Here is a 21,465-nt window from a genome sequence, read left to right on the forward strand (position 1 = left end):
CACACGGTAGTGCCGGCCGCTGGCCGGCAACTGCAGAACCGATGAAGGTGCCGGCCAGCGGCCGGCACTACCAGCCACCGCCCAGCGCGCGGTAAAGCTCCACCCGTGCAATCGCCGCGGTGGCCTGGCTGTTGGCCAGCGCGGCCTGGTTGTCCAGCGCGATGCGCTGGATCGTCAGCACGTCCAGCATGTCGACCACGCCGGCCTGGTACTGCCGGCGCGCCGCACCCAATGCCGTCTCGCTTTCGTCCACCGCCACATGCAGCTGCACGCTGCGCTGCTGCTCGGCCGCGTAGCCATCGATGGCATCGTCCACTTCATGCCACGCCTGCAGCACGGTGCGGCGGAACTGCAACGCCGACTGTTGCTGCTGCAGCTTGCTCAACGCGAGGTTGGCCTTCAAGCGGCCGCCCTGGAAGATCGGCAGGCTGATCGACGGCCCGATGCTGAAACGGTGCGCATTCCAACCGTCCAGGTCATCCAGCTGCCTGGCCTGGAAACCGGCATCGCCATTCAAGGTGATGCGCGGCAGGAAGCTGGCCCTGGCCACGCCGATGCCCGCCGTCGCCGCATGCAGGGCGGCTTCGGCACGACGGATGTCCGGGCGACGTTCGGCCAGTTCGCTGGGCACGCCCACCGCCACCGCCGGCAACGCCGGCCAGTCACGGCGCGCGTCCTGCAGCGGTGCGTCCAGCGCCTGCGGTGGTTGTGCCAGCAGGAACGCCAGCGCATTGCGCAGCTGCGATTCACGATGCTGCAGCGGCGCGATGCGCGCCTGCAGCGAGGCCACCTGCGCCGCGGCGCTGGACACCTGCAGGGTGCTGGCCACGCCCTGGCGCTGGCGTGCCTCGGTCAGGCGCTTGATACCGTGGGCGATGCCCAGATTGTCCTCGGTGATCGCTCGCAACTGCCGCGTCGCCCGCAGTTGCAGATAGTCACGCGCGGTTTCCGCCAGCAGCGCGATGCGCACCGCATGCGCGTCTTCTTCAGCCATCTGCACGCGTGCATCGGCCGCTTCCACCTGGCGGCGCACACGCCCCCACAGGTCCAGTTCCCAGCTCAGGCCGATGCCGGCCTGGAACAGCCCGTAGTCCTCGCGCCCGCCGTTGCCGGACGGGTCGCTCAAGCCCACTTCGCTGTTGCGTGCACGCAGGCCGCTGGCGGTTGCGCTGACGCTGGGCAGGCGGTCGGCCGCGGTGACACCGCGTGCGGCGCGACTCTGCTGCACCCGGTTGGCGGCCAGCTGAAGGTCCAGGTTGGCCGCCAGCACCTGGCTGGCCAGCTGGCCCAGCAGCGGATCGTCGAAGCCGGCCCACCAGGCGGCGTCCTGATCAATCGTAGTGCCGATTACAACCTCGCCTTGCCAGTGGCTGGGCAGTTCTGCCTGCGGGCGTACGAAGTCCGGGCCCATCGTGCAGGCGGCCAGCGCCGTGCACAGGGTGGCCGCAACGAGGGTTCGGAACATGCTGCCAGCGCTCATGCGCCCTCCCCGCCCGTGCGTTCCTGCACGCGCTGTGCGCTCTGCACGCGCACGCGGCTGTCCAGGTCAACGCGGGCCTCCACCGACATGCCGGCACGCAGCTGCTCCAGCAGCGGCTGGCCCGGCTCCAGCACGATCTTCACCGGAATGCGCTGCACCACCTTGGTGAAGTTGCCGGTGGCGTTTTCCGGCGCGACGGCGGCAAAGGTAACCCCAGTCGCCGGTGCGATGCTGTCGATGTGGCCGCGCAGTGGCGTGCCCGGAAACACGTCCACCTTCAGTTCGACCTGTTGGCCGGCCTGCATGCGGGTCATCTGCGTTTCCTGGAAGTTGGCGACCACGAACGCACGCTTCAGTGGCACCACCGCGGCCACCGGCGTTCCCGGGGTCAGGTAGGCGCCGACGCGTACCGCGCGGCGGCCGACCATGCCCTCGATCGGCGCACGCAGCACGGTATGCGACAGATCCAGTTCGGCACGCGCCTGCGCGGCTTCGGCGCGTTGTACCGCGGCCTGCGCGGCCTGCACGCCGGCACTGAGGATGTCGGTGCGCTGGCGTGCGGTCGACAGTGCGGCCTGGCCCTGCTGCAGGTGCGCACTGGCCACCGCCTGCTTCGACTGCGCCTGCTGCGCGTTCTGTACGGTGCCGGCGCCATCGCGGGCCAGTTCGCGGTAGCGCTGCTGGTCGGCGCTGGCCAGGCTCAGTTCGGAACGGCTGACATCAACGCTGGCCCTGGCCTGTTCGATCAGCGAGCCCTGCTGGGCCAGTGCGGCCTGTGCGTTGGCCAGTTGCGCACGCGCGTTGGTGAGGTCGGCACGCGCCGCCTGCAGGGCGACCTGGTAGTCGCGGTCGTCGATGCGGGCCAGCACGTCGCCGGCCTTCACGGCTTGGTTGTCGTCCACCTCGACGCTGCTGACGAAGCCGGCCACCTTCGGTGCAACCACGGTGAAATCCGCATTGACGTAGGCGTTGTCGGTGCGCTGGTAGCGGCCGTCGCGCAGCAGCAGCCAGCTGCCGACGGCCAGGGCCAGCACGCCCAGCACAAGGCCGGTGTTGAGGGTTGTCTTGTTGAGGCTCATGGGGGAGTCCTTGCGGGTGAGGGTCAGGCCACGGCACGTGGCGGATGGACACGGGTGGCCCACGGCAGCAGCGGCAGGCAGCCCAGGGCCACCAGCGCGACCAGCCAGTACAGGTCCGCCGAGGTAAGCGCCTGCACCTGGGCATGCAGGCGCGCAGGCAGATCGGCGCTGGCGGGCAACCACGGCTGGTTGCCCAGGTGGTCGACCAGCGCAGTGGAATGGAGGTGGCGCCGTGACTGTCCGATCGCATCAAGCACGCCACCGGCAAACACCGCCGAAAAGCCTTTGACGGTGTTGAACCAGGCCGAAGCATAGGGCCCGTCCTGCGGCGCCAGGCCGGTGGTCGCCAGCAGCAGCAACGGCAGTACCGCCATCGGCTGCGCCACCACCTGCAGCAGCTGCACCCACAGGAACGTGTCGCGGTTCCACTGCACATCCAGCTGTGCGCCCATGAGGCACGCCGCCGCCAGCAGCAACAGCCCGGCCGCCTGCACCCAGCGGCAGTCCACCGCACGCTGGTTCATCAGCGCAGCCACCAGCGGCAACGCAATGGCCTGCGGCAGCGCCACCCACAACAACATCGGCGCGGTCTGCAGCGGGCGATAGCCCTGCACGCTGGCGAGGAAGCCGGAGGGGATGGAGATGACTGCCAGCAGTACGAACAGCACGCCCACGCAGGTGACCAGCGAATAGCCGAGATTGCGATGGGCCAGCAGTTGCAGCTTGAAGAACGGCAGCGGGTGGAACCACTCGTTGACGAAGAACAACACCAGCAGGCCGGTACCGCCGCCCAACAACACCGTAATCAACGGCGAATCGAACCAGTTCAGGCGCGCGCCCTGGGTCAGGCCCAGCACCAGCATCACCAGCGCCGGCAGCCCCAGGGCCAGGCCCACGCCGTTGAACTGGGCAAAGCGTTCCAGGCGCATCGGGTCCTGCGGCAGGCCCCAGCCGACCATCACCATGCCGGCCACGCAGAACGGCACGATCTGCCAGAACGCGAACTGCCAACCCGCGTGCTCGACCCACAGCGCGGCCAGCGGCGTGCCCATGCTCGGCCCGAACGTTGCGGTGAGCGCGTAGCCCGCCAGGCCGTACAGCTTGATGCCCGGCGGCAGGAAGCGCAGCGCCACGCTCATCAGCAGCGGCGGCAGCGCACCACCGGCCAGGCCCTGCAACGCGCGCAGCAGCAGGAAAGTCGGCAGGTTCGGTGCCAGCGGGCACAGCACCCCCAGCAGCATGAAGGCGGCGATCATCACCAGGCCGAAGCGGCGAAGCGAAAAGGTGGCCGCGCACCAGGGCGCGAAGGCCATCGCGCTGACCGACATGGCGCTGTAGATGCCGGTGATCCAATTGCCGTCATCGGCACTGAATCCCATCGCGCCGCGGATGTCGGCCAGCGCGACCTTGGTGACGTTCTCGTTGAAGCCGGACAGCAACACCACCAGCAGCACGCCGCACAGCCCGACCACGATGCGGCGATCGAACGCGGGGGCACGCGGGGCGGCCGGAGCCTGTGGCACGGTGATCGCGCTCATGGGCGCGGGCCGATCCGTGCAGCGCACGGCAGGTGAAGCGACATGGCGTGCGCTCCGAGAATGTGGGGAGCGCAGTCTAGGCAGGCCCACTGCTGCGAAAAATGGCGTGGATGCGATGCCAGGCGTGCGCTGGACGCACGGGGATGGGTGGGCGCCGACCGTTGGTCGGCAGACGATTACACAGCGTCGGCGTCGCACATGCTCTTGATCGCCCGGCGCAACCAGCGGTGCGCCGGGTCGTTGTCCATGCGCGGGTGCCAAGCCTGCACCAGCGCCACCGTGCGTACCGGCACCGGCAACGGGAACATGCGCAGTGGCAGCCCCATGTAGGCGATGCGATCGAGCATCACGCTGGGCATCTGCGGCAGCACCAGGTCCGAGGCGGCTGCAGCAAAGATCGCGCCATGGAAGGTGGGGATGACCATCGCCACTCGCCGCTGCAGGCCCAGCTGTGCCAGTTCGTCGTCGATCGGCCCATGCGCGATGCCGCGCCGCGAGACGGCGATGTGGTCGCAGGCAGCAAACCGTTCGGCGGTGATATCGCCGTCGAACAGCGGGTGATCCTTGCGCGCTGCGCCCAGCAGGGCCGTGGTGAACAGGTTCTGCACCTTGGTTTCCTGCGTGTGCTTGCCGGCGGTGCTGACATACAGGTCGATCCGGCCCTGCACCATCGCGTCATCGTCGGTATCGCCTTCGGGCATGAACCGCAGCGTGCAGCCTGGCGCCTGCTGGCGGAACACGTCCCGCAGGCGGCCGCCGTAGCTGCCGATGAACACGTCGTTGGCGCGGATGCTGAAGGTACGTTCCAAGGTCTGGATGTCCACCTCACGCCCTTCGTTGAACACCCGATGGGCCTGCTCGATCACGTCGCGCACCTGCTCGCGCAGTTCCAGCGCGCGCGGCGTCGGCGCCAGGCCGCGGCCGGCGCGTACCAGCACCGGGTCGCCCAACGCGTCGCGGATCCGCCCCAGCGTGCGGCTCATCGCGGGCGCGCTCAGATTCATGCGCCGAGCCGCTCCAGCGACGCTGCCTTCGTCCAGCAGGATATCCAGGGCCAGCAGCAGGTTGAGATCGGGCAAGGGCATGGCAGTCTCCTACGGGTGGAATGACTCTACGACACTCCACGTCAAAATCGATTGCGTATCACGCACGTATTGCCTGCACCGCACGGCATGGGTGCGCGCGGCGACATCGGCGACCATCCCCGGCCTGCCAAGGAGACTTCCATGTTCCATACCCTGCTGGTCGCCCTCGACGGCGGCCCCCAGCACGCACGTGTGCTGGATCTGGCGGCGGCCCTCGCCGGCCCACGCAGCCGCCTGCACCTGCTGTGCGTGCTCGACCCCGAGTTCGCGCTGGCCGCCGATGCCAGCGAGGCCGACCGCATCGAATACCCGGAAGCCGCACGCCAGCGCGCGCGCGCCGAAGCGGTGCTGTCCGAAGCCCTGGCCGAGCTGCGCGAACGCGGCGTCGATGCCATCGCGCAGATTCCCTCCGGCGAGCCCGGCGAAGTCATCAGCGAACAGGCCCGGCGCCTGCACTGCGACCTGATCGTGATCGGCCACCGCCACCTGTCCCGCCTGCAACGCCTGTTCGAGCCTTCGATCGGGCAATGGACCATCGACCACGCGCCCTGCCCGGTGCTGGTCGAAACCCGCGACGCGCAGTCCTAGCAACCCTGGCGCCTCGTTCCGCTGCGGCAGCGTTGACCGCGATGCGCCTTGGCGCGGTCCGCGTTGCGCTCAACAGTCCATCGTGCCGTGCTCGTTGCCTTCGTCATCCAGCACATGCGCGTGCAGCACCACCTGGTTGCGGCCGGCTCGCTTGGCGGCGTACAGGCCGGCGTCGGCATCGGCCAGCAACTGGTCGGCGCTGGCCAGCGCAGGGGGGTGCAGGTAACCCACGCCAACACTGATGCTGATCGACCCTTCCGGCAACGGCAGCACTTCCACCGCCTCGCGCAGGCGCTCGGCCAGCGCCAGCACGCCCGACAGCGCGCTGCCGGACACGATCACCGCGAATTCCTCGCCGCCGTAACGCGCAACACTGTCGCCTGCGCGGCCCGCGGTGGCCTTCAACACCGTCGCCACCGCCTGCAGGCAGCGGTCGCCGGCCGGATGCCCGTGCTGGTCGTTGAACGCCTTGAAGTGATCGATATCGACCAGCAGCAGGGCCAGCTCACTGCCGCTGCGGCGCGCGCGGTTCCATTCGGCCTGCAGGACCGCGTCGAACTGGCGTCGATTGGCCACACCGGTCAGGCCATCCTGGCGCGCAAGCTGGTCCAGCGATGCCTGCCGCTCCATCAGGTCGACCTGCAGCAGGATGCTGCGCAATCCGAAGCCCAGCGTCGCCACCACGAAGCTGCTGACCGCCAGCGGTCGCGCATGATCCACCACCAGCGTGCCGACCACCAACAGCAGCAGGGGCAGGATCATCGGGCCGGCGGCCTGCACCGTGCGCGCCAGGCGTGGATGCAGCACGAAGCTGGGCGCCGGCGCCTGGCTCAGCGCCATTAATGCCAGCAGCAGGAACGGCAGGTCGATCAGCAGATCGTTGTAAGCGCCGAACGACTGCTCTTCGGTGTAGTGATTGATGTAGTACGCCACCAGCAGATAGGCGACGGCGTACTTGGCCAGCGCGCGGAAGAAGGTGCGGCGCTCGGACACATCGCCGGCCAGCCAGCGCACCACGGCAAAGGCGGCGATGCACAGGTTCTGGATGTCGAACATGCGCTGCATGTTGGCCATCGCGTGATCGTCGATGTCGATGCGGCTGGCGAACGACTGCGTATGCACGAAGAACAGGACGCCCAGCAGCGCCGCCATCGCCGCATCGATCAGGCTGATGCTCAGCCGCTCACGCCGGGCACGGGCCAGGATGAACACCAGCGGCACGCCGTACAGCACATACAACAGCAGGCTGGCCCGCGGCGTGACATCGGCACGGCCGGCACCCAGCGCGTCGATCATGTTGAAGGCCATGCCGCCCGCCCACAGCAGCAGGGCCAGCGCGGTGGCGCGCCAGCCCAGCGCGGCACCGTCACGACGCGCCCGCCACAGGCAGGCGGCCGCGGCCAGCAGCGGTGCTGCGGTAAGGAACACGAACGATCCCGCGCCGGCAGCGCCCGGCCACAAGGCCAGGACCAGGCCGTGGCAGAGTACATACAGCAGCGCCAGCACTACCGGCATGCATCCCCCGATCCGCAAGGCTGTTGGGGCGCACGATAGCCCGGCGGGGCGCCACGATGGTGTGATCCACTGCGGCAAGACGACACGCCGCGTGCCCGCCATGGTAGTGCCGGTCGCTGGCCGGCAACCTGCAGCGCAGTGATTCGCCGGGATTGCCGGCCAGCGGCCGGCACTACCGAAAAGCCGTCAGCCGTGCAGGGCGCGCGCGTGGTGGGCGATGTGCTCGCCGATGAAGCTGGCGATGAAGTAGTAGCTGTGGTCGTAGCCCGGCTGCAGGCGCAGGGTCAGCGGGTGGCCGGCGGCATCGCAGGCCTGCTGCAGGCGCTCGGGCTGCAGCTGGGTCTGCAGGAATTCATCGGCCGCGCCCTGGTCGACCAGCAGCGGCAGGCGCTCTTCGGCAGTGGCCAGCAGCGCGCAGGCATCCCACGCTGCCCAGTCAGCCGGGTTGTCGCCCAGGTAGGCGGTGAAGGCCTTCTGCCCCCACGGCACCTGGCTGGGCGCGACGATCGGCGAGAACGCCGATACGCTGCGGTAACGCCCCGGGTTGCGCAGCGCAATCACCAGTGCGCCGTGTCCGCCCATCGAATGCCCGCTGATGGCACGCGCGCCGGTCGCCGGGAAGCGGACTTCGATCAGCGCCGGCAGTTCGTGCACCACGTAGTCGTGCATGCGGTAGTGCCTGGCCCACGGCTGTTCGGTGGCATTGAGGTAGAACCCTGCCCCCTTGCCCAGGTCGTAGCCTTCGGCGTCGGCCACCTCGTCGCCGCGCGGGCTGGTGTCAGGCACGACGAGGATCACGCCGTGCTCGGCCGCATAGCGCTGTGCGCCCGCCTTGGTGATGAAATTCTGTTCGGTGCAGGTCAGCCCGCTCAACCAGTACAGCACCGGCAGGGTCTGCGTCTCTGCCTGCGGCGGCAGGTACACGGCGAACTGCATGTCGCAGCCCAGCGTAGTCGAATGATGGCGGTAGACGTCCTGCCAGCCACCGAAACAGGCGCGATGTTCGATGCGTTCCATAAGGCTCTCCTGCGTGCCGGCTTCAGCCGCCACGCGTGTTGATCAATTCGTCCAGCTGCGACAAGAGACGCAGCAGCGGTTCGACACCGGGCTGGCCGTCCAGGTTTCGATACGCCGCCACCGCCACGTTGCTGCGCGGCGGCCACTGGCCGTCGGCACGGGCCTCGTGCAGGCGCGGTAGGAACACCTGCGCCAGCCAATGCTCGAACGGCATTTCCTCGATACCGAACGCTGAATCCACGGCACGCGGCGGGCCGACCGGCCCTTCGACCCAGCCCAGCGCACGCAGCGCCTGCTCGATCGGTCCGACCAGGGCCGCGCGCGGGTCCTCCGCGCGCGGCCTGCGCAGGGCATCCAGCCAGCCCATGCCGCGGCTCAGTAGTGGACCACCGAACGGATCGACTTGCCTTCATGCATCAGGTCGAAGGCGTCGTTGATCTTGTCCAGGTCCATGGTGTGGGTGACGAACGGCGCCAGTTCAATGTCGCCCTTCATTGCATCCTCGACCATGCCCGGCAGCTGGCTGCGGCCCTTCACCCCGCCGAAGGCAGTGCCCATCCACTTGCGGCCGGTCACCAGCTGGAACGGACGGGTGGAGATCTCCTGGCCGGCACCGGCCACGCCGATCACCACGCTCTGGCCCCACCCACGGTGCGCGCATTCCAGCGCCGCACGCATCACGCTGGTGTTGCCGATGCACTCGAAGCTGTGGTCCACGCCCCAGATGGTCATCTCAACGATGACCTGCTGGATCGGCTTGTCGAAGTCCTTCGGGTTGATGCAGTCGGTGGCACCGAATTCGCGGGCCAGTTCGAACTTGGACGGGTTGGTGTCGACCGCGATGATGCGGCCGGCCTTGGCCTGGCGCGCACCCTGGATCACCGCCAGGCCGATGCCGCCGAGGCCGAACACGGCAACGCTGTCGCCTTCCTGCACCTTGGCGGTGTTGTGCACCGCGCCGATGCCGGTGGTGACGCCGCAGCCGAGCAGGCAGACGTGTTCCGGGTTCGCGTCCGGATTGATCTTGGCCAGCGACACTTCGGCCACCACGGTGTACTCGCTGAAGGTCGAGCAGCCCATGTAGTGGTACAGCGGCTCGCCGTTGTAGCTGAAGCGGCTGGTGCCGTCGGGCATCACGCCCTTGCCCTGGGTGGCACGCACCGACACGCACAGGTTGGTCTTGCCGCTCTTGCAGAACAGGCACTCGCCGCACTCGGCGGTGTACAGCGGAATCACGTGGTCGCCCGGCTTGACGCTGGTCACGCCCTCGCCCACTTCCACCACGATGCCCGCGCCTTCATGGCCCAGCACCACCGGGAACAGGCCTTCCGGATCATCGCCGGACAGGGTGAACGCATCGGTGTGGCAGACACCGGTGTGGGTGATCTTGACCAGCACCTCGCCCTTCTTCGGCGGGGCGACGTCGATCTCGACGATCTGCAGCGGCTGGCCGGGACCAAAGGCGACGGCGGCACGGGACTTCATGGTGGCTTCTCCAAAGACAGGCAATGACAGGATGGGCGGCGCACTGTTGCGCCGTCGTTTATTTCAGGTACGAGCGGATCAACGCGCTCATGTCGCGCACGCGTTCGGCGCGTTGTTCGTCAGAGGCGGCGGGCTGGCCGAATTCCTCGCGCAGATGCGCCTCCATCACCTCGGACATCAGGCCATTGACCGCGCCGCGGATGGCGGCGATCTGCTGCAGCACCGGCCCACAGTCGGCGCCAGCCTCCAGCGCGCGGTCCAGCGCATCGCACTGGCCGCGGATGCGGCGCACGCGGGCCAGCACCTTCTTTTTCTCTTCGGGGGAGTGCGGCATGGCGGGGCCACCTCGGAACTATACTGGGGGATAGTATACACACCCCGCCACCGCACTCAATCCGCCGGGCTCAATCGAACAGCCCCTCACCCGCCAACCGGGTCAGTTCATCCACCACGTAGCGCACTTTCGGCCGCAGGTGGCGGGTTGGCGGCCACAGCGCGTGGATGTCGATGTGCCGCTGCATGTGCGCGTCCAGCAGCGATTGCAGCGCACCGGATTGCAGGTGACGGCGGACCAGCGACTCCGGCATCTGGCAGATGCCCAGCCCGGCGATGGCGCCGTCGATCACCGCATCGCCGTCGTTGAGCTGGTAGGCCGCGTTGGGGATGAAAGTTCCTTCGGCATCATCACTGCCGATGCGCCACGCCACCGGCTGGCCGTGGCGGAAACCGACGATGCTGCGGTGCTGTGCCAGTTCCTCCACGGTTTGCGGGGTGCCGTGCGCTTTCAGGTACTCTGGCGATGCACAGGTGACCAGGCGTTGGCGCCCCAGCCGGCGCGCCACCAGATGCTCGGCCTGGTGCAGGCCGCCAAAGCGGATCAGCAGGTCGATGCCTTCCTCGACGGGATCGACGAAGTGATCGGTGAAGGTCATCGTCAGCTGCAGGTCCGGGTAGTGCCGGCACAGGCGCAACAGCACCGGCAGCACCACCAGCCGCCCGAACGAGGATGGCATGTCGATGCGCAGCCGCCCACTGGGCAGGCCGGCCGAGCCCAGGCAGGCCTCGGCCGCGGAGATTTCTTCCAGCGCTGCCGCACACGAAGCGTAATAGGCCTCGCCATCGGTGGTCAGCGCAATGCGCCGCGTGGTGCGGTGGAACAGGCGCACGCCCAACCGCGCTTCGAGCCGGGCGATGGCCTTGCCCACCGCCGAGCGCGAGATGCCCAGCGCATCGGCGGCCTCGGTGAAACTGCCCGAGCGGGCCGTGGTGACGAACGTGACCAGGCCATTCAAGGATTCCAGCGGCAGCATCTTCAAGCCCTCATTAGGGACAAATAGTCCCGCACCGAGGGAAATCGAAGCGCTTTATGCGCCTGCATGTCAACTCCATCCTGTGTGCATGGCGCCGCTGGCGCCCCTCCCCCGCACCGAGATGACCGACATGACCGCTGCCCTGTTCCACCCGTTCAACCTGGCAGGCACCGCCCTGCGCAACCGCATCGCGATGGCGCCGATGACCCGTGCCCGCAACCCCGGATCGGTCGCCAACGACCTCACCGCGCAGTACTACCGGCAGCGTGCCAGCGCCGGCCTGATCATCAGCGAAGGCACGCCGGTCTCGCCTCAGGGCCAGGGCTACATCGACGTACCGGGCATCTGGTCGGCCGAACAGGTGGCGGGTTGGAAGCAGGTCACCGAGGCGGTACACGCCGTGCAGGGCACGATCTTCGCCCAGCTCTGGCACGTCGGCCGCATGTCACATGCCTCCTTGCAGCCCGACGGCGGCCAGCCGGTCAGCGCCGGCACCCGCCCGGTCGCCAGCGCACCGAAGAACACCTCGTTCGTGTACCTGGACGACGGCAGCCGCGGCCATGCCGATCCCACCCCGGCGCGTGCGCTGGATACGGCCGAGATTCCCGGCATCGTCGAGGACTTCGTGCGCGGCGCCGACAACGCGATCGCCGCCGGCTTCGACGGCATCGAACTGCATGCCGCCAACGGCTACCTGTTCGAACAGTTCCTCAACCCGCTCATCAACCAGCGCGAGGACCGCTACGGTGGCTCGCTGCCGAACCGTGCGCGGTTGATCCTGGAAACGGTGGATGCGATGGCCGAACGCATCGGCGCGCACCGCATCGGCGTGCGGCTGGCGCCGAACAACCTCACCTTCGACATGCCGTTCTACCCCGACAACGAAGCCACCTATCTGTACCTGGCCGAAGAACTGGGCAAGCGCGGGCTGGCCTACGTGCACCTCAACGACAACCTGCAGCAGGGTGAATCGGTGTTGGGCGAGGCATTCCTGCAGCGGTTCAAGCAGGCCTACGGCGGCACGCTGATCCTGGCTGGCGGCATGACCCGCGAGCGCGCCCTGCAGCTGGTCGAGGCCGGCACCATCGATCTGGCCGCATTTGGCCAGCCGTTCATCGCCAACCCGGATCTGGTCGAGCGCCTTCAGCACGACATTGCGCTGGCCACGCCGGACCGCAACACCTATTACGGCGGCGGTGAAGCCGGCTATCTCGATTACCCGCGCGCACAGTAGATCCACGCCATGCGTGGATGCGGGCTGGCCGAATGACCAGCCCGGCTTTCACCACGGCAACGGCACCGCCTCACCGTTGGCGCGCTCGCCGTAGTACAGCGACGGCAGCAGGCGCGAGAGGAAACTGAACTCGGTGTAGCAGTGCTTGAGCAGGCCCAGTCCGACCGCATCGCTGGCATCGCGCTGCGGCTCGGCGCTGTCCAAGCCGAGTACGAAGCGGCTGCGCAGCACGCAGCCGAACGACGTATCGCGCGCGACGTGCAGCATCTGGCCATCGCAGGGGTCGCCGTGCGCATCCAGGCGCACGTGATCACCAAAACCGATGCGTGCGGCGATCACCGCCGACACAGCACCAGCATCCTGCGCCACCTGCAGGCGCTCGGGCACCAGCAACGTGCGCGGGTCATGGAACTTCAGCCGCGCCGCCACCGGCGGAATGTCGGCCAGCGATTCCACCGCATGGATGCTGGCACCGTGATAGCTGCGCCCGCGCTGCCACATCTCGTCCCAACCGCGATGCTCGACATGGTCGACCGGATGCCACCAGCGGATGTGCTGGGTGGTCTCGAAGAAGGTGAACCACCAGTCCAGCATGCGGCCCTTGCAGCCGTGCAGATCGGTACGCACCGCCACCAGCAGGGTGCCGTCTTCGCGGCGCTGGATGCCGGTTTCCAGGCGCATCGGCGCCGGGTCCAGCAGATCGTGGTGGTCCAGCCAGGCGCGCGCGTTCACAGCGGTATCCATCGAAGTCTCCTGTGGGTTGGGGACTCGTAAATATGGAAACGCCGACCGTTTCGCAATTAATCGAATGCGGTAAGATGGGGCGCAATGAACAGCACCACCCTGCCCGAGCCCACAACGCCGCCCCGTCGCCGCGGCCGCCCCGCGCGACCGGAAGCCGAAGTCCGCCATGCGGTACTGCAGGCCACCCTGGAACTGCTGCTGGCACAGGGTTATGAGGCGACCACCATCGAAGCGGTGGCGGCGCATGCCGGGGTCGCGAAGAAGACCGTGTACCGCCATGCCAGCAACCGCGAGGCACTGGTGGGGTTGGCGGTGCGCGAGTGGACCGACGGCTTCGCGCCGCAGCTGCACCGTGATGCCCGCAACGCCGACGAAGTGCTGCCGCTGCTGCACGCGATCCTGCAGGCAGTCTGCGCACAGGCGCTGTCGGCGCAGGCGGTGCAGGTGTTCCGCCTGCTCGCCACCGACTTCCCCGGCAAGGACGCGCTGCTGCAGGCCTATCTGGACAACGGCATCGAACGTGGCCGCGTGCTGCTGGCCGACTGGCTGACGCGGCAACAACAGCGAGGGCTGCTGCGCGATGCAGACCCCGCGTGCACGGCAAGGCTGATCCTGGCGATGGCCGTGGCCGAACCGCTGCGCGAACGCGTGATCGGCGTGGTGGCCGAAGACGCACCAGTGGAGGTGCATCTGCGTGATTGCCTGGTGTTGTTGGCGCCGGTGTTGCAGCGCCCGTAGCCTGGCGCCATCCACGCATGGCGTGGATCTACCGTGTGCGACGGCGTCCATGCATCGCGGGGGGCAACATCTCCATGCGGCGATGGTCAGTAGATCCACGCCATGCGTGGATGCGATCCGCCACGACTCATTCGCGCAGCATGTCCACGAATGCGCGCAGCGCGCCTGGCATCTGCCGCTGCTTCGGGTAGTACAGCGCAAAGCCGGCGAACGGTTCGCTCCAGTCTTCCAGCACCGCCACCATCTGCCCCGATTCGATGTACGGCCGCGCGGTGTCTTCCAGCACGTAAGCCAGGCCGATGCCATCGAGCACGGCGCCGACCACGGTGCCCTGCTCTCCCAGCGTCAGCCGTCCCGGCACATCGATTTCCAGCGCTTGCCCCTCGCGCTCGAACTGCCACTTGTACAGATGCCCGCTGGCGAAGCGGAAGCGGATGCACTCGTGCGTGGCCAGGTCGCGCGGATGCTGCGGCGCTGGACGCCGCCGCAGATAGTCCGGCGCGCCGACGATCAGCCCGCGCAGCGGCGGCCCCATCGGCACGGCCACCATGTCCTCGGGGATGAACTCATGCAGGCGCACGCCGGCGTCGTAGCCTTCGGCAACGATATCGACCAGGCCATCGTTTTCGGTCAGTTCCACCCGCACGTCCGGGTGCGCGTGCAGGAAGCGCGCCAGCCGTGGCCCCAACTGGGTCGAAACTGCTGCGCGGGTGGCGTTGATGCGCAGCAGGCCGGCCGGGGCGGCGCGGAACTGGTTCATCTCTTCCAGCGCGTCGTGCACCTGGCCCAGGGCCGGCTGCAGCCGTTCCAGCAGGCGCTGCCCGGCCTCGGTCAGGGCCACGCTGCGGGTGGTGCGATGGAACAGGCCCACCCCCAGCCGTTCCTCCAGCGCGCGGATCGCATAGCTAACCGCCGAGGTCGACAGCGCCAGCTCGGCACCGGCGCGGCGGAAGCTGCGGTGACGCGCGACCGCGGCAAAGGCAGCCAGGTGGGAGAGATTGTCAGTGGCCACGATTGTGCAGTTTCACTTGATGAATCATGCCGATATCCGGGCTTCTTGCTGCTGGGTGCGGGGCGTATTGTAAAACGCCTTTCGACAAACCCTGCCAAGGATTCCCCATGTCCCTCGCCCGTGGTTACGCCGCCCATTCACATACCGACCCGCTGATTCCCTACGAATTCGAACGCCGCGCGGTCGGGCCGGACGATGTCCGTATCGAGATCCTCTACAGCGGCATCTGCCACTCCGACCTGCACCAGGCCCGCGACGACTGGGGTGGCTCGATCTACCCGATGGTGCCGGGCCACGAGATCATCGGCCGCGTCACCGAAGTCGGCAGCAACGTCACCCGCTTCAAGGTCGGCGACCACGCCGGCGTCGGCTGCATGGTCGACTCCTGCCGCCACTGCGACGCCTGCGAGCACGACCTGGAGCAGTACTGCGCAGAAGGCGCGACCTGGACCTACAACGGCCGCGAGCGTGAAAGCGGCGCACCGACCTACGGCGGCTATTCCGACCACGTGGTGGTCGAACAGCGCTTCGTGGTGAAGGTGTCCGATACCCTCGACCTGAAGGCCGCCGCGCCGCTGCTGTGTGCTGGCATCACCACCTGGTCGCCGCTGCGCCACTGGAAGGTGGGCCCGGGCCAGAAGGTCGGCGTGATCGGCCTCGGGGGCCTGGGCCACATGGGCGTGAAGTTCGCCAAGGCGCTCGGCGCGCACGTGGTGATGATCACCACCACGCCGGAAAAGGGTGCCGATGCCAAGCGCCTGGGTGCCGACGAAGTGCTGGTGTCACGCGATGCCGCACAGATGAAGGCGCACGCGGGCAGCTTCGACTTCCTGCTCAACACCATCCCGGTCGGCCATGACACCAACCCGTACATGGGCCTGCTCAAGCGCGAGGCCACCATGTGCCTGGTCGGCGTGCTGACCGAACTGGACCCGCCGCTGACCGGTGGCAGCGTGATCTTCGGTCGCAAGCACCTGACCGGTTCGGCGATCGGCGGCATGGCCGAGACCCAGGAAATGATGGACTTCTGTGCCGAACACGGCATCGTCAGCGACGTCGAGATGATCGACATCAAGAACGTCAACGACGCCTGGGAGCGTATGGCGAAGAACGATGTGCGCTACCGCTTCGTGATCGACATGGCGACGATGAAGAACGCCGCCTGATCCAAGGCAGATGTAAAAATGAAAAACCCCGGCAATGCCGGGGTTTTTTCCATCGCGTGCCGACCAAGGTCGGCACCCACCCAACATCATCAATAAGCGAACTCGCGGAACACCGGATCGACGTCGCCGTGCCAGCGGCCATGGAACAGCGCCAGCTTGCGCTCGGCCGGGGTCAACCCGGACTCGACGATTTCCTGCAGCACGTCCAGGAACTTGCTCTCGTCCTGGCCGTCGGCATTGCGCGCCGCGCGGCGCTTGAGGCCTTCCACCGAAATCTTCACCGCTTCGCGGGCCAGGTCGCGCACCGTGCCGGTACGGAACGGCAGGTTCATCGCATGCTTCGGCACGCCGTCGCGCAGCGCATGACGCTCAGCCAGGCTGAAGTCACGCACCAGATCCCAGGCCGCATCCAGGGCGGTGTCGTCGTACAGCAGGCCGACCCAGAACGCCGGCAGCGCACACAGCCGGCTCCACGGGCCACCGTCGGCGCCACGCATTTCCAGGTACTTCTTCAGGCGCACTTCCGGGAACGCGGTGGTGGTGTGGTCCGACCAGTCGCGCAGGGTCGGCAACGCACCCGGCAGCACCGGCAGCTTGCCCTGCATAAAGTCGCGGAAGCTCTGCCCGCTGGCGTCGTGGTAGATGCCATCGCGGTAGGAGAAGTACATCGGCACGTCGAGCAGGTAATCGACATAGCGCTCGTAGCCGAAGCCCTCCTCGAACACGAAGTCGAGCATGCCGGTACGGTCGGCATCGGTGTCGGTCCAGATATGCGAGCGATAGCTCAGGTAGCCGTTCGGCTGGCCTTCGGTGAACGGCGAATCGGCGAACAGCGCGGTGGCGATCGGCTGCAGCGCCAGCGACACGCGGAACTTCTTCACCATGTCCGCTTCGCTGGCGTAATCCAGGTTCACCTGCACGGTGCAGGTGCGGGTCATCATGTCCAGGCCCAGCGAGCCGACCTTGGGCATGTACGAACGCATGATCTTGTAGCGGCCCTTCGGCATCCACGGCATTTCATCGCGCTTCCACTTCGGCTGGAAGCCCATGCCGAGGAAACCCAGCTGCAGTTCGCCGGCCACCTGCGCCACTTCGTTCAGATGGGTGCCGGTTTCCACGCAGGTCTGGTGGATGGTTTCCAGCGCCGCACCGGACAGCTCCAGCTGGCCGGCCGGTTCCAGCGTCACCGAGGCACCGTCACGCAGCAGGGCAATGGTGTTGCCGTTCTCCTGCACCGGCTGCCAGCCGAAGCGGACCAGGCCCTTGAGCAGCGCTTCGATGCCGCGCTCGCCTTCGAAGGTCGGCGGACGCAGGTCATCCAGGCGGAACCCGAACTTCTCGTGCTCGGTACCGATGCGCCACTGCGCACGGGGCTTCTCGCCGGAGGCGATCTCCGCAACCAGCTGCGAGCGGTCGGTAATGGGCGTATCGGCGACGTGGCTGGGGCTCGACAAGGGGAGGACTCGCTGGACAGTGGCAGGGGATGTGGGGCCCAGGGCCTTCCATCGCAAGGGCGCACTATAGCGTGGCACTCCGCCGCGTCATGCGACGGTGACGGGTTTCAGCATCCTACCGACGCCCTCTTGACCCTCGTACACTCACGGCCATGAGTCGCCATTCACGACACCCCGAACTGCACCGCTCCGACCGTGTCGGCTGGCTGCGCGCCGCCGTACTGGGCGCCAACGACGGTATCGTCTCGGTGGCCGGCCTGGTGGTCGGCGTGGCCGCCAGCGGCGCTTCGGCCAGTACGATCCTGGCCACCGGGGTCGCTGGCACGGTAGCCGGCGCAATGTCGATGGCCGCCGGTGAGTATGTCTCGGTGCAGACCCAGGCCGACACCGAAGAAGCCGACCTCGCCGCGGAAAAACGCGAACTGCACGAAGACCCGCACAGTGAGCTGGAAGAGCTGAGTGCGATCTATCGCCATCGTGGCCTGGACCCGGCGCTGGCGCGGCAGGTCGCCGAGCAGCTCACCGCCCACGACGCGCTGGGCGCGCACGCCCGCGACGAGCTGGGCATCACCGACACCCTGCGCGCCCGCCCACTGCAGGCGGCGCTGGCCTCGGCCGGGGCATTCACCTGTGGTGCCGCGCTGCCGGTACTGACCGCCCTGCTCGCACCGGTCGACAAGGTGGTGATGATGACCACCGCCAGCACCCTGCTCGGCCTGTGCCTGACCGGCGCGATGGCGGCGCAGGCCGGTGGTGCGCCGCCCGTGCGCGGCGCTGTCCGGGTGATGTTCTGGGGCGCCTTGGCGATGGCTGCCGCCGGCGGCGTCGGCCGCCTGCTCGGCGCCCACGTGTCATGACCATCATGCTGCCGCCCGCCTCCGCGCTGCTGGCTGAAATGGCCAGCCTGGCCGGCTGCGAACGCGCCGAAGGCTATGCCTGCATCACCGCGCGCCGCGAGCATGGCGCCAGCTCGGTGGAGATTCCGCAACCGCAGTTCGCGATCCTGCTGGAAGGCCGCAAGCAGGTGCGCACCGCACATCAGTCGCTGGAGTTCGTGCCCGGCGACATCCTGCTGCTGACCCAGCGCTGCCGCATCGACGTGGTCAACAGCCCCGATCCGTGCAGTGGCCGCTACCTCAGCGCGATCGTGCCGCTGTGCGCCGAAGTGCTGGCAGCAGCGCGCACGTTGTGGAACGAGGAACTGCCCCGCCCTGGCCCGGCGATGGCGCGGTTGCCATTGATCGAACATGGCATGGTGCTGCGCCAGTGGCGGCAGTCGCTGCAGGAGGGCCGCTACAGCGAGGCACGTCTGGCCCTGGCCTCGCTGGTGCTGACCCTGTGCCGGCAGGGCCACGGCAACCTGCTGCTGCCGCAGGCACCGAGACTGGGCGAACAGATCCGCGACCGCATTGCCGCCGAACCGGCGCGCGACTGGCAATCGCGTGATGTGGAAGAACAGTTCGCGCTGAGCGGCGCAACCCTGCGTCGCCGCCTTGCTGCCGAGCACACCAGCCTGCGCCAGCTGCTTACGGAAGCTCGCCTGGCGCATGGCATGCAGCTGCTGTACACCACCGACCTGCCGTTGAAGACCGTCGCCGCGCGCGCGGGTTACCGGTCTGCGGCCAGTTTCAGCAAGCGCTTCGCCGAGCAGTACGGGTTGGCACCGACAGACATTTAAGGGGGTTCGGCAGGGCTGCGCCCTGCACCCGCCGAAGCAACAGCAAGAGCCAAAGCAACAGCCATGCATTCCGTGGGATGGCGGGGCGGTGCCGGAGTGCGGGGACGCCGTGAACCCATCCCTGGGGGCTTGGCAGCCGCATCCATGCGGCTGACACCCCGCACTCCGACACCGCCCCACCTCTGACGGATTCCGTGTGCTGTTGGTAGGTGTCGACCTTGGTCGACACATCTGTTCTGTCGGATATCGATAATCAAATTTGGGTCAGATCTACCGTGTCGACCAAGGTCGACACCCACCAGAGCAGAGCGCCATTCCGACAGATCGCAGAAATCTGTCGAAGGCGGGGTGGGTCCGGTTGCGGGAGTGTCCGCGGCATGGATGCCGCGGCCAAGCCCCCAGGGATGGGTTTACGGCGTCTCCCGCAACCGGACCCACCCCGCCTCCCCACAGGAAGCCCGCCGTTGCTTCGGCTGTTGCTGTTGCTGTTGCCTGCAGCAGGTGCAGGGCGCAGCCCTGCAGACAACACCCCTCCCTGAGCATTCCGCGCACTGCTTTGAGCGCCGCGCACACGCTGGCCACGGCACGCTGTCCGGCAACGGAACCGCCCGTCATCCATCGAGAACCGCCATGACCCTGCGTCACCTGCCGCTGCGCTCCGCCCTGCTGCTGGCCTTGTCCTCCCTGCCGCTGGCGGCACTGGCCGAAGCCACTTCGCCCGCCCCCACCCAGCAGGCGCCCGGCGTCTACCATCAGCGCGTCGGTACCCTGCAGGTCACCGCCCTGTTCGACGGCGTGGTCGCACTCGGCCGGCAGGAAGTGGTGGACGTGCCGCCAACGCTGGTCAGCCGCCTGCTTGAAGGGCGCTACGTGCCGGAAGACACGAAGGGGCTGCAGACCGCGGTCAACGCTTTCCTGGTACGCCAGGGCAATCATCTGACCCTGGTCGACACCGGTACCGCGCAGTGCTTCGGCCCGGGCCTGGGCCAGGTGCTCGGCAACCTGCGCGCTGCCGGGGTGGACCCGGCCGAGGTGGACGAGGTGCTGCTGACCCATGCCCATCCGGACCACTTGTGCGGCGTGCTCGACGCGCAGGGCAAGCCGGCCTACCCGAATGCCACGGTGTGGCTGTCCAGGGCCGATGCCGATTACTGGCTCGACCCGGCCAGCGAGGCCAGCGCGCCGAAGGGCGTGCGCTTCGCCTTCCCGCTGGCGCGCACCGCAGTAGCGCCGTACCAGGCCAGCGGCCACCTGCGCACCTTCAGCCCCGGCGATGCCCTGCCCGGTGGCGCGGTGGCGATGGATACCCACGGCCACACGCCGGGCCACGTCTCCTACCGGTTCGACAGCCAGGGCCAGTCACTGCTGGTGTGGGGCGATGTGCTGCACTTCCACGCCGTGCAGTTCGCGCACCCGGAGGCCGCGTTCGAGGCCGATTCGGACCGCAAGGCCGCCACGGCCAGCCGTCGCGGCCTGCTGCAGCAGGCCACCGCCAACGGTTGGTGGGTGGCCGGTGCGCACCTGCCCTTCCCGGGCCTGGGCCATGTGCGCAGCGAGGGCCAGGCCTATGCGTGGGTGCCGGCGGAGTATTCGCCGTTGAAATGATGTGCCACAGGACAGGGCGATGTTGCCGGCCAGCGGCCGGCACTACCAGGGAACAGGTCGATAGCGCCGGGCTGCCAGCCGGGCGACGGGGGAACGCTTATTCCAGCCCCAGCCAGCCGCCGATCACGCCGCGGGCTTCGTCCACGCCGGTGCGGTCCTCACCGGAGAACACCTGCACGCTGACGCTGTCGCCATAGGCCGAATGCAGTTCCTTGCGCACCTTCTGCAGGGTCTGCATCTGCTGGCTGCGGCTGAGCTTGTCGGCCTTGGTCAGCAGTGCGTGCGCCGGCATGCCGCGCTGTACGGCATAGGACAGCATCTGCCGGTCGTAGTCCTTCAGCGGGTGGCGGATGTCCATCACCACCACCAGGCCCTTCAGGGCTTCGCGGGTGCGGAAATAACGGTCGATGAAGGCCTGCCAGTGCGCCTGCAGGTCCAGCGGCACCTTGGCGTAGCCGTAGCCGGGCAGGTCGACCAGATGGGCCTCCGGGGTGACCTGGAAGAACACCAGCTGCTGGGTACGGCCCGGGGTCTTGGAGACGCGGGCCAGCGAATTCTGGCGGGTCAGCGCGTTGAGCGCACTGGACTTGCCGGCGTTGGAGCGGCCGGCGAAGGCCACTTCGGACCCTTCATCGGGCGGCAGCTGCCGCACGTTGTGGGCCGAGAGGTGGTAACGGGCGCGTTCGATGAGCAATGACATGTGCCTAGGATCGCATGTTGCGGCGCCGCGCGCCCGT

The 21,465-nt window shown here is 68.0% G+C and carries 21 protein-coding genes; 7 read left to right on the forward strand and 14 right to left on the reverse strand.

The genetic code is table 11. The features are described from left to right. Positions 1-67: 67 nt before the first annotated feature. The 4 genes from ACMZPQ_RS19025 to ACMZPQ_RS19040 form a co-directional block, all read right to left on the reverse strand. Positions 68-1,480, reverse strand: coding sequence for an efflux transporter outer membrane subunit (locus tag ACMZPQ_RS19025; protein WP_197582987.1), 1,413 nt, complete (start codon positions 1,478-1,480; stop codon positions 68-70). After that, positions 1,477-2,559 carry an HlyD family secretion protein gene (locus ACMZPQ_RS19030; protein WP_197582986.1) on the reverse strand — a complete coding sequence of 361 codons (1,083 nt, stop codon included), beginning with the start codon at positions 2,557-2,559 and terminating at the stop codon, positions 1,477-1,479. Before ACMZPQ_RS19030 ends, ACMZPQ_RS19025 begins: the two co-directional genes overlap by 4 nt. Positions 2,560-2,582: 23 nt before the next feature. Then, the gene (locus ACMZPQ_RS19035; protein WP_197582985.1) at positions 2,583-4,097 is read right to left on the reverse strand and encodes an MFS transporter; all 1,515 of its coding nucleotides are present in this window, start codon (positions 4,095-4,097) and stop codon (positions 2,583-2,585) included. Between the two features lie 176 nt (positions 4,098-4,273). Further along, positions 4,274-5,182, reverse strand: a complete 909-nt coding sequence (locus ACMZPQ_RS19040) for a LysR substrate-binding domain-containing protein (RefSeq protein ID WP_197582984.1) — start codon at positions 5,180-5,182, stop codon at positions 4,274-4,276. A gap of 141 nt (positions 5,183-5,323) precedes the next feature. Here ACMZPQ_RS19040 and ACMZPQ_RS19045 point away from each other — a divergent pair, with 141 nt between their 5' ends. After that, positions 5,324-5,770 carry a universal stress protein gene (locus tag ACMZPQ_RS19045; protein WP_197582983.1) on the forward strand — a complete coding sequence of 149 codons (447 nt, stop codon included), beginning with the start codon at positions 5,324-5,326 and terminating at the stop codon, positions 5,768-5,770. A gap of 69 nt (positions 5,771-5,839) precedes the next feature. On the opposite strand, the gene ACMZPQ_RS19050 is transcribed toward ACMZPQ_RS19045, so the two are convergent. From ACMZPQ_RS19050 to ACMZPQ_RS19075, 6 genes are all read right to left on the reverse strand, one after another. Continuing rightward, positions 5,840-7,285 (reverse strand): GGDEF domain-containing protein, encoded by a 1,446-nt coding sequence (locus ACMZPQ_RS19050; protein ID WP_197582982.1) that lies wholly within the window; start codon positions 7,283-7,285, stop codon positions 5,840-5,842. Between the two features lie 186 nt (positions 7,286-7,471). Beyond that, the gene (fghA, locus tag ACMZPQ_RS19055) at positions 7,472-8,302 is read right to left on the reverse strand and encodes an S-formylglutathione hydrolase (protein ID WP_197582981.1); all 831 of its coding nucleotides are present in this window, start codon (positions 8,300-8,302) and stop codon (positions 7,472-7,474) included. Between the two features lie 22 nt (positions 8,303-8,324). Continuing rightward, positions 8,325-8,669 carry a YqcC family protein gene (locus ACMZPQ_RS19060; protein WP_197582980.1) on the reverse strand — a complete coding sequence of 115 codons (345 nt, stop codon included), beginning with the start codon at positions 8,667-8,669 and terminating at the stop codon, positions 8,325-8,327. Positions 8,670-8,677: 8 nt separating this feature from the next. After that, positions 8,678-9,787, reverse strand: coding sequence for an S-(hydroxymethyl)glutathione dehydrogenase/class III alcohol dehydrogenase (locus tag ACMZPQ_RS19065; protein WP_197582979.1), 1,110 nt, complete (start codon positions 9,785-9,787; stop codon positions 8,678-8,680). A 58-nt stretch (positions 9,788-9,845) separates the two neighbouring features. After that, positions 9,846-10,121, reverse strand: a complete 276-nt coding sequence (gene frmR / locus ACMZPQ_RS19070; protein ID WP_005411009.1) for a formaldehyde-responsive transcriptional repressor FrmR — start codon at positions 10,119-10,121, stop codon at positions 9,846-9,848. Positions 10,122-10,191: 70 nt separating this feature from the next. Then, the gene (locus tag ACMZPQ_RS19075) at positions 10,192-11,097 is read right to left on the reverse strand and encodes a LysR substrate-binding domain-containing protein (RefSeq protein ID WP_197582988.1); all 906 of its coding nucleotides are present in this window, start codon (positions 11,095-11,097) and stop codon (positions 10,192-10,194) included. Positions 11,098-11,227: 130 nt separating this feature from the next. Here ACMZPQ_RS19075 and ACMZPQ_RS19080 point away from each other — a divergent pair, with 130 nt between their 5' ends. Continuing rightward, positions 11,228-12,331 carry an alkene reductase gene (locus ACMZPQ_RS19080; RefSeq protein WP_197582978.1) on the forward strand — a complete coding sequence of 368 codons (1,104 nt, stop codon included), beginning with the start codon at positions 11,228-11,230 and terminating at the stop codon, positions 12,329-12,331. A gap of 48 nt (positions 12,332-12,379) precedes the next feature. Here the strand turns inward: ACMZPQ_RS19080 and ACMZPQ_RS19085 are convergent, their stop codons facing one another. After that, positions 12,380-13,075 carry a DAPG hydrolase family protein gene (locus ACMZPQ_RS19085; RefSeq protein ID WP_197582977.1) on the reverse strand — a complete coding sequence of 232 codons (696 nt, stop codon included), beginning with the start codon at positions 13,073-13,075 and terminating at the stop codon, positions 12,380-12,382. 84 nt (positions 13,076-13,159) lie between these two features. On the opposite strand from ACMZPQ_RS19085, the gene ACMZPQ_RS19090 reads away from it, so the two are divergent. Next, on the forward strand, positions 13,160-13,813 hold the full coding sequence (locus tag ACMZPQ_RS19090) for a TetR family transcriptional regulator (protein WP_197582976.1): 654 nt from the start codon (positions 13,160-13,162) through the stop codon (positions 13,811-13,813). Between the two features lie 127 nt (positions 13,814-13,940). On the opposite strand, the gene ACMZPQ_RS19095 is transcribed toward ACMZPQ_RS19090, so the two are convergent. Continuing rightward, positions 13,941-14,825 carry a LysR substrate-binding domain-containing protein gene (locus tag ACMZPQ_RS19095; protein ID WP_197582975.1) on the reverse strand — a complete coding sequence of 295 codons (885 nt, stop codon included), beginning with the start codon at positions 14,823-14,825 and terminating at the stop codon, positions 13,941-13,943. A 107-nt stretch (positions 14,826-14,932) separates the two neighbouring features. On the opposite strand from ACMZPQ_RS19095, the gene ACMZPQ_RS19100 reads away from it, so the two are divergent. Beyond that, positions 14,933-15,991 carry an alcohol dehydrogenase catalytic domain-containing protein gene (locus ACMZPQ_RS19100; protein WP_197582974.1) on the forward strand — a complete coding sequence of 353 codons (1,059 nt, stop codon included), beginning with the start codon at positions 14,933-14,935 and terminating at the stop codon, positions 15,989-15,991. An 89-nt stretch (positions 15,992-16,080) separates the two neighbouring features. On the opposite strand, the gene ACMZPQ_RS19105 is transcribed toward ACMZPQ_RS19100, so the two are convergent. Further along, positions 16,081-17,445, reverse strand: a complete 1,365-nt coding sequence (locus tag ACMZPQ_RS19105) for a glutamate--cysteine ligase (RefSeq protein WP_008265020.1) — start codon at positions 17,443-17,445, stop codon at positions 16,081-16,083. Positions 17,446-17,597: 152 nt separating this feature from the next. On the opposite strand from ACMZPQ_RS19105, the gene ACMZPQ_RS19110 reads away from it, so the two are divergent. The 3 genes from ACMZPQ_RS19110 (at position 17,598) to ACMZPQ_RS19120 (ending at position 20,728) form a co-directional block, all read left to right on the forward strand. After that, positions 17,598-18,302 (forward strand): VIT1/CCC1 transporter family protein, encoded by a 705-nt coding sequence (locus tag ACMZPQ_RS19110; RefSeq protein WP_197582973.1) that lies wholly within the window; start codon positions 17,598-17,600, stop codon positions 18,300-18,302. Continuing rightward, positions 18,299-19,123, forward strand: coding sequence for a helix-turn-helix transcriptional regulator (locus ACMZPQ_RS19115; RefSeq protein WP_197582972.1), 825 nt, complete (start codon positions 18,299-18,301; stop codon positions 19,121-19,123). The genes ACMZPQ_RS19110 and ACMZPQ_RS19115 overlap by 4 nt, the downstream gene beginning before the upstream one ends. A gap of 630 nt (positions 19,124-19,753) precedes the next feature. Continuing rightward, positions 19,754-20,728, forward strand: coding sequence for an MBL fold metallo-hydrolase (locus ACMZPQ_RS19120; RefSeq protein ID WP_197583354.1), 975 nt, complete (start codon positions 19,754-19,756; stop codon positions 20,726-20,728). A gap of 97 nt (positions 20,729-20,825) precedes the next feature. Here the strand turns inward: ACMZPQ_RS19120 and yihA are convergent, their stop codons facing one another. After that, positions 20,826-21,428: a ribosome biogenesis GTP-binding protein YihA/YsxC gene (gene yihA / locus ACMZPQ_RS19125; protein WP_197583355.1), complete on the reverse strand. Its 603-nt coding sequence runs from the start codon at positions 21,426-21,428 to the stop codon at positions 20,826-20,828. Positions 21,429-21,465: the final 37 nt, after the last annotated feature.

Origin of the sequence: Stenotrophomonas maltophilia (assembly GCF_047497515.2) — a bacterium.
In the GTDB taxonomy this organism is placed as follows: Bacteria; Pseudomonadota; Gammaproteobacteria; order Xanthomonadales; family Xanthomonadaceae; genus Stenotrophomonas.

Bases quoted from the DNA above. Each gene is read 5' to 3' on its own strand.
- ACMZPQ_RS19025 (WP_197582987.1), bottom strand. From the start codon at position 1,480: ATGAGCGCTGGCAGCATGTTCCGAACCCTCGTTGCGGCCACCCTGTGC.
- ACMZPQ_RS19030 (WP_197582986.1), bottom strand. From the start codon at position 2,559: ATGAGCCTCAACAAGACAACCCTCAACACCGGCCTTGTGCTGGGCGTG.
- ACMZPQ_RS19035 (WP_197582985.1), bottom strand. From the start codon at position 4,097: ATGAGCGCGATCACCGTGCCACAGGCTCCGGCCGCCCCGCGTGCCCCC.
- ACMZPQ_RS19040 (WP_197582984.1), bottom strand. From the start codon at position 5,182: ATGCCCTTGCCCGATCTCAACCTGCTGCTGGCCCTGGATATCCTGCTG.
- ACMZPQ_RS19045 (WP_197582983.1), top strand. From the start codon at position 5,324: ATGTTCCATACCCTGCTGGTCGCCCTCGACGGCGGCCCCCAGCACGCA.
- ACMZPQ_RS19050 (WP_197582982.1), bottom strand. From the start codon at position 7,285: ATGCCGGTAGTGCTGGCGCTGCTGTATGTACTCTGCCACGGCCTGGTC.
- fghA (WP_197582981.1), bottom strand. From the start codon at position 8,302: ATGGAACGCATCGAACATCGCGCCTGTTTCGGTGGCTGGCAGGACGTC.
- ACMZPQ_RS19060 (WP_197582980.1), bottom strand. From the start codon at position 8,669: ATGGGCTGGCTGGATGCCCTGCGCAGGCCGCGCGCGGAGGACCCGCGC.
- ACMZPQ_RS19065 (WP_197582979.1), bottom strand. From the start codon at position 9,787: ATGAAGTCCCGTGCCGCCGTCGCCTTTGGTCCCGGCCAGCCGCTGCAG.
- frmR (WP_005411009.1), bottom strand. From the start codon at position 10,121: ATGCCGCACTCCCCCGAAGAGAAAAAGAAGGTGCTGGCCCGCGTGCGC.
- ACMZPQ_RS19075 (WP_197582988.1), bottom strand. From the start codon at position 11,097: ATGCTGCCGCTGGAATCCTTGAATGGCCTGGTCACGTTCGTCACCACG.
- ACMZPQ_RS19080 (WP_197582978.1), top strand. From the start codon at position 11,228: ATGACCGCTGCCCTGTTCCACCCGTTCAACCTGGCAGGCACCGCCCTG.
- ACMZPQ_RS19085 (WP_197582977.1), bottom strand. From the start codon at position 13,075: ATGGATACCGCTGTGAACGCGCGCGCCTGGCTGGACCACCACGATCTG.
- ACMZPQ_RS19090 (WP_197582976.1), top strand. From the start codon at position 13,160: ATGAACAGCACCACCCTGCCCGAGCCCACAACGCCGCCCCGTCGCCGC.
- ACMZPQ_RS19100 (WP_197582974.1), top strand. From the start codon at position 14,933: ATGTCCCTCGCCCGTGGTTACGCCGCCCATTCACATACCGACCCGCTG.
- ACMZPQ_RS19110 (WP_197582973.1), top strand. From the start codon at position 17,598: ATGAGTCGCCATTCACGACACCCCGAACTGCACCGCTCCGACCGTGTC.
- ACMZPQ_RS19115 (WP_197582972.1), top strand. From the start codon at position 18,299: ATGACCATCATGCTGCCGCCCGCCTCCGCGCTGCTGGCTGAAATGGCC.
- ACMZPQ_RS19120 (WP_197583354.1), top strand. From the start codon at position 19,754: ATGACCCTGCGTCACCTGCCGCTGCGCTCCGCCCTGCTGCTGGCCTTG.
- yihA (WP_197583355.1), bottom strand. From the start codon at position 21,428: ATGTCATTGCTCATCGAACGCGCCCGTTACCACCTCTCGGCCCACAAC.